The following is a 16,565-nucleotide window of genomic DNA, read 5'->3' as shown; positions in this document are numbered from 1 at the left end:
AAATTATATGTTATTTGAACTGATTCGGTTGGAATTCTTAAAAAGTTTCCGATCCACGTCATTTGCCAAGAGCTTGATGGTAGCCATTTTCCTTGGTTTTCTAGCTATTATGCTTTTGGGTTACCTGCTAATGGCGGGTATATTTCTAAATAGAATTTTACAAGCTCTGGCCGAAGGGCAGGATAGTATTGTTGTCTTGAATTCAGGATTGATTTTCTTCTTTTTAGTGGAATTCATGTATCGATATTTTCTTCAAAAGCTCCCTGTCATCGAGCTGGAAAGCCTTTTGCACCTGCCAATTCCTAAAAAGAAAATTATGCATATGCTCCTAGGAAGATCCTTTTTCTCTCCTCTGAGTATTATTGCTTTAATCCTTTTCACACCTTTTGCCTTCACTGAGATTGCCAGTCAATATGGGGCTTCAGGAGCTTTTTCCTGGTTATCTGCCGTTGTGCTAATCAGCTGGACACTTCATTGGTTTATGTTGTGGTTTAAGCAAAGGTTTGAGGATAGCCTAATAGGAGTGGTGATTGTGTTTATTATCCTCCTTTTGGGTGGGGGTTCTACTTATATGGGATGGTTTAATTTGGGAGAACTCGTAGCTCCATTTTTCACTATCGCGATGAGTAGTTTTCTTCCAATGATTGGAATGCTGGTTCTTTGCATAATAAGCTATTACCTAGCTTTTAACTATTATCTGAATAATGCTTATTTGGAGGATTTGTCCGCAGAGGAAGAGGTTCGTTTTGTAAACCAGAATGTAGGTTTTTTCTCTCGATTTGGGATGGCTGGGGAGTTGGCAAATTTGGAATGGAAGCTGATTATCCGACACAAAAAGAGTAGAACCTTCTTGATGCTGAGTGCATTTTTCTTGTTATATGGGACGATTTTCTATGACAACTCCGCCTATCAATCTGGCCCGATGCAGCACATGTTTATTTTCGTAGGATCTTTTATTACAGGGATTTTTATGATTAATTATGGGCAGTTATTCCTAAGCTGGAACTCAGGTTATTTTGACTTCTTTCTGAATCTCAAAGGTGGAGTTGAGAATCTAATCAAGGGTAAGTACTTGTTGTTACTTTCCATCTCCTTTCTATGCTTTCTGTTGTCCATTCCTTACGTATATTTTGGATGGAAATTCCTTCTTATTCACTTCGCGACCTTCTTATTCAATGCTGGAATAATGATCCATTTGATCACCTACTTAGCTCTTTGGAAGCCAAAACCTATGGATCTGAATAAAGGAGCAATGTTTAATTACGAAGGGGTAGGGGCTGCTCAGTTTCTGATGATCATCCCTATGTTAATTGCGCCCTACCTTATCTATTTGCCATTTGCACTGTTTTTCAATATGTATGCAGGCCTAGCTGCACTAGGTACAGTCGGCGTAATTGGGATTTTATCCTTCAATAAGCTATCAACTATTAATGTTAATCGGGTTTTGAAAAACCGTTACGAAATTTCATCTTCATTCCGTCAAGAGTTATGATTCAAGTTACTAATCTAAAGAAGCAATATAAAGAAGCAGTTGTCCTTAATGTGGATCAGTTGGATATCCCAAAATCAGAGTGTTTTGGCTTGGTGGGAAATAATGGGGCAGGTAAAACCACCTTGTTTAGAATTATGCTGGATCTCGTTCGGGCTACCGAAGGCAAGGTAGAGATAGACGCAAAAGACGTCAGCAAATCTGATGAATGGAAGCGAACAACAGGAGCCTATTTGGATGAGAATATGCTGCTTTCTTACCTGACGGCCGATGAGTATTTTCAGACGCTTCGCAAAATTTATGGGCTTTCAGAAGCTGACTTGCAGCTTCATCTGGCCAAGTTTACAGAGTTTTTTAATGAGGAGATTGTTGGGAAAAAGAAATACATCCGTGATCTATCAAAGGGTAACCTGAAGAAGGTGGGTATTGCAGCTGCTTTGATGGGCTCTCCTGAAGTGGTGTTTCTCGATGAGCCTTTTGAGAATTTGGATCCTAGTTCTCAGATACGATTGAAGAAATTGATCCTTCAGGAAAAGGAAACTTCTCAGGTAACTTTTTTGATATCCAGCCATGATTTGAATCATGTGACGGATATCTGTGATCGTATCGTGCTACTCGAGAAAGGCAAGATCATCAATGATCTAAGAGATAGATCGGCGATGCTCGCTGAGCTGGATGCTTATTTTACAGGCTGAGTAGTTAATTAATATGTCCATTTGGTGAACATGTCTTTGAGAGATAAAAAAAAGTCCCTCCAAACGTTTGGAAGGACTTTCGAAATTGCTATCCACACCATAAATGGATAGACGTTCAACCTTTAATCAACCAAATTATTTCCATCCGCCACCAAGGGCTTGGTAAATATTGACCTTGGCATTCATTTGTTTCATCTTAGTTTCGATCAAGTCAAATTTTGATTCAAGGGCATCTCTTTGTGTCAATAACACTTCCATATAATCTGCTCTTGCTGATTTGAAAAGTTCGTTGGAAATATCAACAGACTGAGTCAGTGCTTGTACCTCTTTATCCTTCAAGTCATAAGTCTTTTCCAGATTATCTATATTGGAAAGCTGATTAGCTACCTCTATGTAAGCATTCAAGATGGTTTGCTCGTAGTTGTAGATAGCTTGGATCTGCTTAGAGTTAGCCGTTAAATACCTCGCCTTGATCGCATTTCTATTTATAAGTGGAGCGACAAGTTCGCCAGCCAATGAATAAATTAATGACTGAGGAGTATTAAATAGATAGCTAGGATTGAAGGCGTTGAAGCCTATGCCCGCTGTGATTTCCAAGGAAGGATAGAAGTCGGCTTTGGCTACTTTGATATCAATCTTCGAAGCTGCTAATTCTAGTTCTGCTTGTCTGATATCAGGTCGATTGGCCAATAGTTGAGATGGAATACCCGCATGGATAGTCTTTGGGATCAAATCTCCAAATGCATTAGAATCTCGCTCTACTTTCTGAGGAAATCTACCTACAAGGAAGTTGATTCTGTTCTCGATTTCTATGATATCCTGCTGAATACCAAACTGCAGACTTTGTGTATTGAGTACCTGTGCTTCAAATCTTCGTACAGCCAATTCAGTTACTCGTGCAGCTTGTTTTTGATATTTTACAATTTCAAATGCATTGGTCTGAATCTCTATGTTTTGCTTTACGATGGCAAGCTGGTTGTCCAAGGCTAGCAATTCGTAATAGGAGTTTGCGATCTCAGAAATCAAGTTGGTCACCATGAAGTTTTTGCCTTCAATGCTCCCTAAATATCTGGTCATTGCAGATTTTTTGGCATTTCTCAGTTTGTGCCAAATATCTATTTCCCAGGTGGCATAGGCTCCTAGCATGTAATCCTGTAATGGATCAGGCATTTCTTTGCCAGGCTTGATGTCAGTATTGGCATCATTTGCTCCTTGGCTAGTATATCTACCTACTTTGTCTACTCCAGCGGCGGCACCGAGACCAACCGAAGGCAGAATCTCGCCTTTGCGAACTCTTACTTCATTCTGTGCTACCTGAATTTCCTGCAAGGTGATATTCAGCTCCTGGTTGTTGTTCAAGGCAGTGTCAACCAAAGCCTGTAAGTATGGATCGGTGAAATATTCCTGCCATACTACTTCTGCTGCAGTATTGGTGGTGTCCTGGGAACCATTTGCATAGCTCTCAGGTACTGCGTCATTTACGTCTTTCTGTATCAGCTCAGGAGTTTTGCAACCACTCACTGCTAGTGAGATAGCCGTCGCTCCTAAGCATATATATATGATTCTCTTAAGCATGTGAGTGTTGTTTTTGTTCGGATAGTGGAGTTTCATCTTCGTTCTTAATCAAGTGACGGCCATCGGCCATACTACCGAATATGTAGTATAAACCAGGGACAATAATCACCCCGAAGACGGTTCCGAATAGCATACCTCCAAGCGCTGATGCACCAATAGTGTGGTTGCCTATTGCGCCTGCACCTGAGGCGATAATCAACGGAATCAATCCCGCGATAAAGGCAAAGGATGTCATAAGGATTGGACGAAAACGTACTCTAGCTCCTTCTATGGCAGCATCTAGAATAGATAATCCTTCCTGACGTTTCTGTACCGCAAATTCTACGATCAGTACAGCATTTTTTCCCAATAGACCGACCAGCATAATCAGACCAATCTGTGCGTAAATATCATTGTCAAGTCCCATCATTTTCAGCAGGAAGAACGAACCGAATACCCCAGCCGGAAGTGAGAACACTACAGCAAGTGGGATAGTAAAGCTTTCATATTGAGCTGCTAGCACGAAGTAAACAAAGATCAATACGATCATAAATACATAAAGTGCTTCATTTCCTCTATTAGACTCGTCGTAGGAAAGGCCTTCCCAGGCAATGTCATAGCCTCTAGGTAAGGTTTGGGCGGATACTTCTCTGATCGCCTGAATCGCATCAGCTGTAGTATAGCCTGGAGCGGGAAGGCCGCGAATAGATGCTGAATTATACATGTTGAAACGAGTAACTTCATTAGGCCCTTGCGTTTTCTTCATCGTCATGAATGCTGAGTAAGGCACCATTTCTCCTACATCATTTTTCACAAATAGATTCATGACATCAGATGGGAATTTTCTGAACTCAGGATCTGATTGCACATATACTTTGAAGAATCTTCCAAATCGAATGAAACCCTGCTCGTATGTACTACCTATAAGTATGTCGAGGTTTTCCATGGCTTTGCCGATAGATACACCTTTCTGCATAGCCTTAGCATTGTCGATCTCCAATTCGAATTGAGGATAGTTCGCAGCAAAGAAGGTGAACAAACCAGTAATCTCTTTGCGAGCACTTAGGTCATCCATGAACTGCTTGTTGATCACGTCAAACTCTTGGTAATCAGTTGTAGTGGTTTGATCTAACAATCGCAATGAGAAACCTCCTGAAGATCCGAAACCTGGGATAGCTGGTGGTTCGAAGAATTCTACCACAGCACCTAGATCTTTCGACTCTTCTTCTAGCTCTTCCATGATTTCTTTCACCGTGTGTTTACGATCTCCCCACGCTTTCAGGTTGATCAAGCAAGTACCGGCGTTAGACCCACGTCCTTCAGTCATTATCTCATATCCTGCTAGGGAAGAAACAGATTCTACACCATCGATCTCTTCGCATATTTTCTGCAGTTTTTGGGAAACTTGGTTAGTTCTCTCAAGCGTGGAGCCTGGAGGTGTTTGGATAATCGCGTAGATTGTTCCCTGATCTTCACTAGGGATAAATCCTGCAGGTAGTATTTCGTTTTCAAAGACAATACCCGCACCGAAGAGCAATAGAATTCCAAAGGTGAGCCACTTGCGACTTACCATTGATTTGAGTAAGGCTATATACTTACCTGTCAACTTTTCAAAACCGCTGTTGAAGCCATCTAATGCCTTGGTCAGGATGTTTCCTTTTTTCTGCTTACCGTGATTGTTTTTCAATAACATGGCACATAACACAGGAGTCAGTGTCAAGGCAATGACTGCTGAAATCACAATGGAGCTAGCCATAGTAATGGAGAACTGACGATAGAATGTACCCACTGGCCCACTCATAAATGAGATAGGCAAGAATACTGATACCATGACGGCTGTGATCGCGATGATCGCACCGGAGATTTCACCAAGTACCCTTTTTACAGCTTGATAAGGAGATAAGTGAGGCATTTCCTCCATCTTGGCGTGGACGGCTTCCACTACCACGATCGCATCATCGACCACAATACCAATAGCGAGTACCAAGGCAAATAGCGTAATAATATTGATCGAGAGGCCGAACATCTGGAGGACGAAAAATGCTCCAATCAATGATACAGGTACTGCAATGATCGGGATCAAGGTCGATCGCCAATCACCCAGAAAGATAAATACAACCAAGGCTACCAGAATAAAGGCATCTCGTAGGGTATGGATGACCTGTTCGGTAGAAGCATCCAAGAATCGCGAAACATCATAACTGATGCTGTAATCCATCCCCGGAGGAAAAGATTGTTTCATGATCTCCAGTTTGGCCTTTACTTCTGCGATTACATCACTGGCATTACTACCATAGTTTTGCTTCAGTACAATCGCAGCAGAGGGATGTCCATCTAGGTTGGAGTAAATATCAAAGAATTCACTTCCTAATTCAGTTTTGGCTATGTCCTTTAAGTGAATACTTTCACCTTCAGAATTTGCCCGGATGATGATATTGTCATATTCTTCGGGCTTATTAAATCGCCCCTTATAAGTCAGTACATATTCTAGGGATTGTGCTGCAATACCCGAACTTTGACCTATTCTACCAGGTCGTCCTACTATGCTTTGCTCTTGCATAGCTTCCATTACCTCATCCACAGAGATATTGTAAGCACGCATACGGTCTGGATTTAACCACACACGCATGGCATAAGTACGGCTACCTAAAATTTGAGATCTAGCAATACCTTTGACCCGGTTTATTTCAGGGATCATATTCACGTTAGCGTAGTTGTACAGGAATTTTTCATCCATGTTTTCGCTCTTAGAATACAAGTTGACATACATCAACATACTCGGCTGGATAGGGGTAATGATCACCCCTTCTCTTTGTACAAGTTCTGGTAGAAGAGGCATTACTTGATCCACCCTTGTTTTGACTCGTATTACTGCCTGGTTGGGGTCTGTACCCGGTTCGAAGATGATGTTAATCGTGGCTTCACCTGCTGAAGTAGCATCTGTAGCCATGTATCTCATGCCTTGCACACCATTGATGGAGTTCTCCAAGGTGATCAAAGTGGACTTTACTAGCACATCTGCACTTGATCCTGGGTAAGCTATGAAAATACTTACCGTGGTAGGAGCAATCGGAGGGAACTGAGAAATAGGTAGTTGCTTAATCGCGAGCGAGCCTATAAATACGATAATGATCGAAATCACAATCGCAAGGACTGGTCTTTTTATAAATGTAGTAAACATTATTGCTTCTGGTTTTTGAGAGAGAATGGACTACTCTGCATATAAGTCTAACTGAGACAATGCTGTGTGCGGCTGTACGAAATCATAATGGATCTCGTCATTCTCTCTTACCAGGCGCAGACCGTCTAATAAGATCTTGTCTGTCTTTTCCAAACCAGCTGCTATCACATAGATATGAGGTATTTCAGCTGCTATAGTCACTTCTCTAGAGCGAATCTTGTTTTCTTCATCTACTACAAAAACATACTTTTTATCAAGTACTTCAAAGGTTGTTTTTTGTGGAATCAATAAGGCCTCTTGTAGAGGAATACTCATTTCTATATTACCTGTTTCCCCATGTCTTAGTAGACCGTCAGGGTTTGGGAAGGTAGCTCTGAAAGCAATGTTACCTGTCTCGTTATTGAAATCGGCTTCAATAGTTTCTACCACACCTGAATAGCTGAAATACTTATTATTTGCCATCAAAAGCTTGACGATGACGTCCTCATCAGTCTTTACTTCTTGCTTATATTCTAGGTATTCTGCTTCTGGGACGTTGTAGTAAACCCACATTTTGCTATTGTCTGAAAACTCAGAAAGTAATTCTCCTTCATCCAATAAACTACCTTCTCGTACTCTGAATCGGCCAATGATTCCATCAAATGGCGCTCTGATCTCGGTGAATTGCAAGTGAACTTCTGCTAAGGATAGCTCCGCTTTTGCCTTAGCTAGTTTTGCTTTAGCCATCGCCAATTCGTTTGGAGCTACGATATTTCTGTCTGCAAGTGTCTTGGTGTTTTGATATTCGATCTCAGCAAAATCTACCTCTGCTTGAGCGCTTTGCTGTTCAGCTTCATATAGTTTAGGCATGATTTTGAACATTAGTTGGCCTTTTTTCACCAATTGACCTTCGTCTACATAAATCTTCTGTAGGTAACCTCGTTCTTGAGCACGAAGCTCGATATGTTGTATAGAATGTACTTGGGATACATACTCCTTGGTGATTAATGTATCCATTGTGAGTGGACTCGTGACCAGAAAAGTGGTTTCCCTTTCTGTATGCTCTTCGCTATGTGAAGTACAGCTTGTGATCCAAAGTGATCCGCACAGGCTCAAGAGCATGAAAATTCGATTTTTCATAGGTTGGTTTGTTAAAACGATACTAATTTTCGGATGATTTTACCTTTGTGTAAAGAAAATACACGAAAGCCCTTAAAGCTTGATGCTTATGGTTTTAGGGCATTAAAATGAATAAAAGAGGGGCTAGGCAAAAGAGATTCTGCCTTGAAAAAAAGGTATTATATTCTAAATACTTGAATGACTACATGTAATCGAAGTGATCGAGTATCTGGAATAAACTTGCTGAAATGCAAGTCCTGCGGTAAGTCCTGAAAAAGAAAACCGAAAATCCGTGTGAAATACAGCGCATTAAAGTAATTGCTGTCTAAAAAGTTAGGGCTATTAACATAATCATCATCCTCTTCTTCAATTTTTGAATTGTTGACTGTGAAAATGCCACTGTCATGAAGCTTGGATTCAGAATAAGATAGGGGATGTTGCTTAGTATTGTTGACTCCAACGGTGTTCTCAAAAGAGCTACCATAACTATCAAAGGTATTGTCATTATCGACATTGGCATAGATTGCACTATACCCACTTGATATGAGAATACTCAGCGATAATAAGAATCTAACTAAATATTTTGCCATATAAGCCACAAACTTATATAACGCTTCTATAATAGTCAAGCACTATTGCTTAAATTTCATCAATGATTTGTTGCTTTTTTTGAAAATAATTTAATTGGTTCACTTGGGGCGCTGTAAATGCATTAGAGATTTGGTGTTTGAAAAAAAGCCTTATTCCTCAAAATAGAAGCATAATAGCCTATCTAGGATGAGTTAATTTATTCAGGGGTTTGTCTTTGGGTGTTATAATTCTTTGATCCAAATGGTAGAAATTTGATTTCTGGATGTTATTTGAGATCATTTTCCTCCAAGAATTATGAATTGCTGTGCAAATTTGGGTCTTTAGATTTTTCAAATGAAAATGAACGTGCTTAGAAAATTTATAGGGATAAAAACTACCACAGGATTACTAGTTTTAGTAGCTGCTGTGTTGTTGGGAAGTTGTGAGAATGCCACCAAGTCAGAAACTCTAGGACTACAGGAAGAAGAGGAAATGCCACCGAATATTATCCTGTTGATGGCTGATGATCAAGGGTGGGGAGATACTGGATATAATGGTCATCCAGATTTGCTAACGCCCAATTTGGATAAAATGGCCGCTAATGGAGCTGTCTTCGAGCGTTTCTATGCTGCCGCACCGGTTTGTTCTCCTACTCGAGGAACTGTCATGACTGGAAGGCATCCTCTTCGTTATGGAATATGCCATGCCAACTGTGGGCATATTAAACAAGAAGAAATCACGCTCGCAGAGTTGGTGAAGGAAAGAGGATACGCCACAGGACATTTTGGAAAGTGGCATATAGGTACTTTGACACGAGATACTTTAGATGCGAACAGAGGAGGCCAAGCAAAATTTGACGGTGATTATGCGCCACCATGGGACAACGGTTTTGATGTAAGTTTTGTGACTGAGTCGAAAGTGCCTACTTGGAACCCGATGATCACTCCCCCCAAATCAGCGGAAGACGTGAGTGATAAATTAGTAGAGGGAGAGTCGTTTCAGACTTTTTATTGGACCGGTCCAGGTGAAATAGTTACTGATAATTTGGAGGGAGATGATTCTCGTGTCATTATGGATTGGGCGATTCCTTTTATTGAAAATTCAGTCAATCAGAAAAAGCCATTTTTAACGATCATCTGGTTTCATACGCCGCATTTACCTGTCTTAACTGGCGAAGAATACAAGAAGCCTTATGCAGAGTTGTCTGAGGATCAGCAAAACTATTATGGAGTAATGACCGCTTTGGATCTGCAAGTAGGTAGGTTGAGAGATAAGTTGGAAGATCTAGGGGTAGCAGAAAATACAGTTTTGTTCTACACGAGCGACAATGGTCCAGAGGGCAAATCTGTAACAGGTCGTACTCAAGGTCTAACGAAAGGACTTAGAGGGAGAAAGAGAAGTCTATACGAAGGCGGAGTTCGCGTGCCAGGAATCGTCGAGTGGAAGGGGAAAATAACTCCAGGCACAAAAATAACTGCACCTAGCTTTACTTCGGATTATTTCCCGACGATAGCTAAGCTATTGGGGATTGATTTGAAAACAAAAAATCGTCCGTATGATGGAGTGGATTTATTTCCTTTTATATCAGGGGAGAAAACTCAGAGAGAGCAACCTTTAGCGTTTGATTATCAGTTACAATCTGCATTGATTTCTGAAGATTATAAGATCTATAGAGAAAACCCTAGCTCAGAATTTGAGCTTTATAATATTTCTGTAGATCCAGGGGAGACCCGGAATTTGGCCAAGGAGGAGCAGGGTAAGCTTCAAGAGATGGTGAGCTATTGGAAGAATTGGAATGAGTCAGTAGAGAGTAGCTCGACTGGGGAAGATTATTGAATTATGGGTTTTTAAACTTCAAGATATAGCTAGCGGTATAGTCTCCACCAAATACATGATGACCAGAAGGCACATAGAGATATTTGATTTCCCCATCTATAATTAGCAGCTGAGGTCGTTCAAATTTGGAATAGGTTGCATTCTGTGAGCCATAGTGAATCGCTACTTTCTCTTGATCAAAATCTACATACTCATTGATCCTATGGAATCCTTTTTCATAGTCATCGAAGGTGATTCCATCATCAGATTTCCATAATAGTCCGCCTCCCGGTTCAATGATCCCATGATTATCTGTGGTGAGTAAGGCAAATTTCCCCTTGTACATAAATGCATATCCATCTTCTATATTTTGGTCATTGGAAGTGACTGGGAATGGCATTTGCACATAGGGGCCTTCTAGATTTTCGGCGATTGCCAATCCCATTCGGGCTTTTTCTGATTTGAAATACAAGAAATAACCTCCGTCAGGATGGGGTAATAACGCTGGGTTATTTACCCCGTTACTAGCTTTGTAATTCCAATAATCTGGATTCTTTGGTGTCTCCAAAAGCAATCCGTTCCCATTTACTTTTTCCCAAGGACCATAAGGAGAATCTGCCGTCGCCATACCTATTTTTTGATTGGATGGATGCACTGGACGTTCAGGGTTGTCATTTGCGATATAGAGCAACACATATTTTCCATTAATCCTGGAGATGGCAGGATTGTGCGCCCCATAGCGGTCCCAAGTGTCTAGCCCTGTGCCAGCTAGTGCCACATCAGAAAATGTAAATGGACCCTCCGGTGTATCTCCCACGTAATGGGCGATTTCACTATGGGATCGCCAACCCGGATCCACTTTATCACCTGGCCATCGGGCTACAAAAAGATGCACTTTTCCCTCATCGTCGATTACTGGAGAAGTTCCCCAAATGGTATAACCCGGCTCTTCCACCGCTATGCCCACATATTCCCATTGATCTGCAAATTGCTTTTGCTGCGCTGAAAGTTTGGTTGGGAAAAAGACTAGAAGTAAAAGGCCAATTAATAGATTGAAAAGGTTTTTGGTCATGGGGGTTTTTGGATGAAGGCTCCTAATAGACAAAAAACTTCCTGAAAATGCAATTGGTGTAACCAGCGATCAAAGCAATTAATATCACAGGTTGAATCCGAATCTCCCTGCTCTGGGAATGTTACCTGACAAAGTGGTTTTAAAAGAATAATCAAGGATACCGTTTTGGTATCCTTGATTTATAATTTGTGTGAATTTGCGGTGAAACTGTCTTACCTGATCAGTTTCCGAATGTGAGGCTTATGGCTCTTTTGTCATTCGTGCCAGTAGCCGGTATGATTATCCATCCTGCATCCGAACCAGCAATCAGTTGGATTTCATAGGTATCATTCGGAGCTAGATTTTTTGCGTTTGGAGAGTAGATCAGTGTTGGAGCAGTTGATTGATCGCTTTCAGTCCAATCCATTTGGAAAGTTTTGTTGTCGAAATCATTCTGATAATTCTCAATAACACCATTAATGCTTGCAGGATAGGTTCGCAAAATCGCCTCTTTGAAATAGGGTAGATCCTCTGTTCCATTAGCATAAGACCAGTAAGCATGAGACATTAGATTTGTTTCTATTTGGCTAATCGCATGCTGGGCCACTGGGGTAATAGCTTCATTAGCTGAATAAAAAGCACCCCATTCACCCAGCCAAATAGGCATTTTCAATCGCTCACCGGTTTCCTTTATTCTTTTGTAAATAAGGCTGACGCGGTGGTTAGAAGCCTCGGCAGCATAATCCGTGTCTGTCACTAAATCATAGCCATGTGGAGCATAAGCGACCAAAGCATCAGGCGTGCCGTCCGCAAGATTAGTCCTTTCTATACTGCTTTTAATTCCCATATTACTGAAGTAGGAATGCTCCAAAAACAGAATGTGCTCTTGGTCTATTTCACGGATCGCAAGTGCTACTTTTTGGTAGAAAGGCTGTAATTGATTTTTTTCGAAATCTGCTACCAAAGGCTCTAGCGCATCAATTACGGAAGCATATTTTTCTTCGGTGTTGAGCTGTTGGATAGCTTCCATTCTTTGCTCAGTGCCCGACCAAATTGTCGCAAGCTCCATTTCATCTAAGATCTCGCCTGTTTGTTCGTAGACGAAATTCCCATAGGCACCGATCAACATAGGCATGGCTTGCTGCGCAACACTTCCCGGAAAAGGCTCATTCATCAGGTCGAAACCAATTACGGTCTTATTATCCTTATAGCGCTGAGCGAGTAGCTTCCATAGCTGAGCATAGTGATCTTGCAGACCAATCCCATCGGCAGCAGGATTATTTGCCCAAAAATTATCAAAAGCAGTGTGCACGGCAGGGCTGATCAAATAGGAATCGCTCCAAACTTCTCCTGTCAGGTGAGTAGCCCCTTCATCCAAAGTTGCCCATGCCGGCGCCCCATCTGAATACTTAGCGCTATACAGATCCTGATGCATGTCGAGCACCACAAAGAGCCCATTTTCTCCAGCCCATTTGATTCTTTGATCAATTTCTTTGAGATATTCCTCATCATATTTTCCTGGCTCAGGCTCCAGTCCATCCCAAATAAGAATCAAACGAATACTATTGAATCCCCAACCAGCTAGGTTCTGATAAAACTCTGGCCCAGATTGAAAGATATAATTATCCTTTTTTGATTTGCTCACGACGTTGATTCCGTTGAGAATAACCTGTCGGCCAAGATTGTCTACAAATTGGCCATCATTAATTGTTACGCTGCTAGGCCAAATAGGTGGAGCGGAAGCATTATTAGAAGTACATCCAGTAAGAGCTAGTAGGTATGTTCCTACTAAGAGAATTAGGCTGTAAAAGTGTAAGCGCATGGAGAGGAGTTTTCTCATTTTTGGTAAATTAAATAGGGGTTGAGGTAGGGTGTTGGGCACTCAGGAAGTAGGTAGTTTACCTAGTTCAGTACTGACATTCGAAACTGTGAATGGGTCAAAAATAGGCACTGATGGCTCCGCAGATTAAAAAATGTGGTCTACTGATGTTTATAGGGGTGAATAACCGTGTTAAGCCAAAAGGTAATCAAAGTCTGGGGCGAAATTGCGGGATACAGGGATGACTGACTCGGTGTTTTCTAGGTGTAGGGAGAGCTTGCCCGCTGATTTTTTGGCGATTTTTATCTTTTCTACATTGACTAGATAAGATCTGTGGCAGCGTTTGATGGGTAAATCCGCCAATTGCTCAGACAGTGATTTCAGAGAATTCCGAATCATCTCTTTTTTCACAGATCCATTGTCCAAATAATGAATAGTGGAGTAATTGTCCGCAGCTTCTATAAACAGGACATTCGAAGACTTTAGGGAGAATTTCTTGTTTCCATATTCATCGACGAAACCTACCAAATGATGAACAGGTAGTTCCGTTTTTACTTGAGGTTTTTCCTCTTTGCTTTTCTTATAAATCCAGGTGAAACATAGCGCAAAGGAGTAAGGAAAAAGCAACCCAAGAAAAGTGTACTTCACACTTAGGAAGTATTCAGGGATCAAACTGTTGTCCGTATTTCTATAAAAAAGCATAAAAACTAAAGCCAATCCTAAAACCTCAGCCATAGTCCAAGCTGTAAACCAGCCTAAAGTATTTCGGTTTTTAAGTGAAATGGGTTTGAGGACAAATTGTGAAATACTTAAGAATATACCACCGATAATGCCAAAGCCTGATAGCCGAATAAATTGAAGAATTCCTTGGTCAGATTTCCAGGAATTTATCCCGAAAGGCGTATAAATGTTTATAAAAAAGATAGAAAATACAACGCAAAAGCCAATCAAAACCAGTTTCTCCCAAGTAGCCTGAAGTAATTGAACCGGTGAATGGAGGATGTTTTTGATTGTAAGCTGGATACTCATTACTAGGTGAATGGGATTTGATACCTCAGGTTTGTTGATTGTTCTTGGTAAGTAAACAGTAGCCTTAAACGCTCTAAAGTTATGGCTTTTTAGTGGTGATTTCCCCTACCTCAGTGACAATTCAGTGCCAGTCAGTGAGACGAGGGTCGCTTAACTAGTCAGCAGGATGACAACTTCGTCATTTGTTGGAAATAAATCCGGTACTGAAATGAATATTCAGCCACAACATTTTTCACAGAATATCCGCCAAGAAAAATTGATAAAAAACAAAACCCTGTAAAATATGTCTTACAGGGCTTTTTTACTAAAACTGTGGAGCTGGCGAGATTCGAACTCGCGTCCAGATAAGGAAACAACGTACCTTCTACATGCTTAGTCACCTGTTGGTTTTTCGATCGGAATATGCTGGGTGACACACCTAGTTCCGACTTAGCTACTGAGTCTTAAGCTTGCATAATAGCATCACAAGCAGCAGTCCAATCAAGTCGACACCCCGGAATCCACCCCGAAAGGACGGGGGGCGGAGGGATGTGGCTGGGGAATTACTCTCGCAACTCAACCCTTTAAGCTTTCTATCCTGTAAAGGTTAGATTAGGCAGCCATAGCGTAAGAATCTTCGCCATTTATAGTGCGTATGAATCTTTTAAGGCCGTACATACTCCAGCCTGCATGCGAGCCCGATCTTTACACTTACTGTCAAAACCGGTCAGCCCCATTTGAATTAGGATGACAAAAGTAACACAATTTTGGTTCCGTCAGTTTTTTCTTTCCTACATTAAATTACTTACTGGGATTATAGTTTGCTGAGAAGTTATTTTTCCCGTAGATGCGCGTAGAAAACTAGCGTTGATTTCATTAGCTGGTAGATCTGAGTTTGTTGGGGTATTTCAGTTGCTGAGAAATCTGCGTAAATCGACGGGTTTTATCAGCGCAAATCCGCGGGAGACTTTTAATATCATAGCCATAATCAAACAAAATCAGAGTTCTGAGATTTTCTCAGCCATTCACCTTAAAATTCATTCCCTATAATTCAGGTAATTAGCGAAAATTGTCTGAAATAGCCTGTGGCTGGGCTTCCTGAGTATAGAGTTTTTTATATCTTGCGGTGATGGAAAATTTCGTCGTTTCGGCAAGAAAATACAGACCGGCAGATTTCAAGAGCGTAGTAGGGCAGCAGCATATCACCACCACGCTTCAGAATGCCATAAAAAACAATCACTTAGCGCAGGCTTTTTTGTTTTGTGGTCCACGTGGAGTGGGTAAAACTACCTGTGCCCGTATTCTTGCGAAGACGATCAACTGTGAGGATCTTCAGGCCGATTTCGAGGCTTGCGGTAAATGCGAGTCCTGCGTGTCTTTCCAAAACAACAGTTCCTTCAATATCTACGAACTCGATGCTGCTTCGAACAACTCGGTGGATGATATCCGAAATCTAGTAGAGCAAGTACGATACGCTCCTCAAAAAGGGCAGTACAAAGTCTATATCATTGATGAGGTTCACATGCTTTCCAATCAAGCATTTAATGCTTTTTTGAAAACTCTGGAAGAGCCTCCTAAGTATGCCATCTTTATTTTGGCGACTACTGAGAAACACAAAATCATCCCTACCATCCTTTCTCGTTGTCAGATTTTTGATTTCAATAGAATTCAGATCAAAGACATTGCTGTTCACCTCAAGGAGATTGCTGAGAAGGAAAAGGTAGATTATGAAGAGGAAGCACTTCGATTGATCGCTACCAAAGCTGATGGTGCGCTGCGTGATGCTTTATCGATGTTTGATTTGATCGTGACTTATTCCGCAGGGAAAAAGGTGACCTATCAGGAAACCATCGGTAATCTGCATATCCTTGATTACGATTATTATTTTAAAGTAGTAGATGCCTTAGTTTCCGAAAATCTTTCCGAGGTCTTATTGATTTTTGATGAGATTTTGAAAAAGGGATTCGATGGACATAATTTCATAGTAGGTCTTTGTGAGCATTTTAGAGATCTTTTGGTAGCCAAAGATCCTGCTACTGTTCAGCTGATAGAAGTATCTGAATCGGCTAAAGAGCGCTATTTGCAACAGACTGAAGCTGCTTCTGCCTCATTTTTGCTTTCTGCCTTGAACGTCGCAAATCAATGCGATATCCACTACAAAACCTCAAAGAATCAGCGTTTGCATGTGGAATTGGCATTGATGAAAATGGCTAAGCTCCCACAGGCATTTCGATTGTCAATGGTGGCTGCCGAGGAGGCAAAAAAAAAAGCCTGACAGCCTCAGT

At 41.2% G+C, this 16,565-nt stretch carries 11 protein-coding genes and 1 other RNA gene; 4 read left to right on the top strand and 8 right to left on the bottom strand.

The window, feature by feature from the left end:
• Positions 1–28: 28 nt before the first annotated feature.
• Together LV85_RS15730 and LV85_RS15725 are read left to right on the top strand one after the other, a co-directional pair.
• The gene (locus LV85_RS15730; RefSeq protein ID WP_317046453.1) at positions 29–1,492 is read left to right on the top strand and encodes a DUF5687 family protein; all 1,464 of its coding nucleotides are present in this window, start codon (positions 29–31) and stop codon (positions 1,490–1,492) included.
• Positions 1,489–2,184 (top strand): ABC transporter ATP-binding protein, encoded by a 696-nt coding sequence (locus LV85_RS15725; RefSeq protein WP_111321145.1) that lies wholly within the window; start codon positions 1,489–1,491, stop codon positions 2,182–2,184. Before LV85_RS15730 ends, LV85_RS15725 begins: the two co-directional genes overlap by 4 nt.
• 135 nt (positions 2,185–2,319) lie before the next feature.
• Here the strand turns inward: LV85_RS15725 and LV85_RS15720 are convergent, their stop codons facing one another.
• The 4 genes from LV85_RS15720 to LV85_RS15705 form a co-directional block, all read right to left on the bottom strand.
• Entirely contained in the window at positions 2,320–3,759 is a 1,440-nt protein-coding gene (locus LV85_RS15720) for a TolC family protein (protein WP_111321143.1), read from the bottom strand.
• Positions 3,752–6,919 carry an efflux RND transporter permease subunit gene (locus tag LV85_RS15715; RefSeq protein WP_111321141.1) on the bottom strand — a complete coding sequence of 1,056 codons (3,168 nt, stop codon included), beginning with the start codon at positions 6,917–6,919 and terminating at the stop codon, positions 3,752–3,754. The genes LV85_RS15720 and LV85_RS15715 overlap by 8 nt, the downstream gene beginning before the upstream one ends.
• 30 nt (positions 6,920–6,949) lie before the next feature.
• Positions 6,950–8,038, bottom strand: coding sequence for an efflux RND transporter periplasmic adaptor subunit (locus tag LV85_RS15710; RefSeq protein WP_111321139.1), 1,089 nt, complete (start codon positions 8,036–8,038; stop codon positions 6,950–6,952).
• 158 nt (positions 8,039–8,196) lie between these two features.
• Complete coding sequence (locus tag LV85_RS15705) at positions 8,197–8,607, bottom strand: hypothetical protein (RefSeq protein WP_111321136.1); 411 nt, start codon at positions 8,605–8,607, stop codon at positions 8,197–8,199.
• Positions 8,608–8,941: 334 nt separating this feature from the next.
• Between LV85_RS15705 and LV85_RS15700 the strand changes: the two genes are divergently transcribed.
• Positions 8,942–10,423 carry a sulfatase family protein gene (locus LV85_RS15700; protein ID WP_245942336.1) on the top strand — a complete coding sequence of 494 codons (1,482 nt, stop codon included), beginning with the start codon at positions 8,942–8,944 and terminating at the stop codon, positions 10,421–10,423.
• Position 10,424: 1 nt separating this feature from the next.
• Here the strand turns inward: LV85_RS15700 and LV85_RS15695 are convergent, their stop codons facing one another.
• The 4 genes from LV85_RS15695 to ssrA form a co-directional block, all read right to left on the bottom strand.
• On the bottom strand, positions 10,425–11,474 hold the full coding sequence (locus tag LV85_RS15695) for a glycoside hydrolase family protein (RefSeq protein WP_111321134.1): 1,050 nt from the start codon (positions 11,472–11,474) through the stop codon (positions 10,425–10,427).
• Positions 11,475–11,694: 220 nt separating this feature from the next.
• The gene (locus tag LV85_RS15690; protein WP_111321132.1) at positions 11,695–13,293 is read right to left on the bottom strand and encodes a cellulase family glycosylhydrolase; all 1,599 of its coding nucleotides are present in this window, start codon (positions 13,291–13,293) and stop codon (positions 11,695–11,697) included.
• A 171-nt stretch (positions 13,294–13,464) separates the two neighbouring features.
• Entirely contained in the window at positions 13,465–14,301 is an 837-nt protein-coding gene (locus tag LV85_RS15685; RefSeq protein ID WP_111321130.1) for a LytR/AlgR family response regulator transcription factor, read from the bottom strand.
• Between the two features lie 310 nt (positions 14,302–14,611).
• Positions 14,612–15,015: a transfer-messenger RNA gene (ssrA, locus tag LV85_RS15680) on the bottom strand.
• Positions 15,016–15,409: 394 nt separating this feature from the next.
• On the opposite strand from ssrA, the gene LV85_RS15675 reads away from it, so the two are divergent.
• Positions 15,410–16,555 (top strand): DNA polymerase III subunit gamma/tau, encoded by a 1,146-nt coding sequence (locus LV85_RS15675; protein ID WP_111321128.1) that lies wholly within the window; start codon positions 15,410–15,412, stop codon positions 16,553–16,555.
• The last annotated feature ends 10 nt before the right edge of the window (positions 16,556–16,565 follow it).

Source organism: Algoriphagus chordae (genome assembly GCF_003254055.1).
Lineage (GTDB): Bacteria > Bacteroidota > Bacteroidia > Cytophagales > Cyclobacteriaceae > Algoriphagus > Algoriphagus chordae.
Note: the sequence above shows the minus strand (reverse complement) of the source record. Positions and strands in the feature narration are given on the sequence as shown.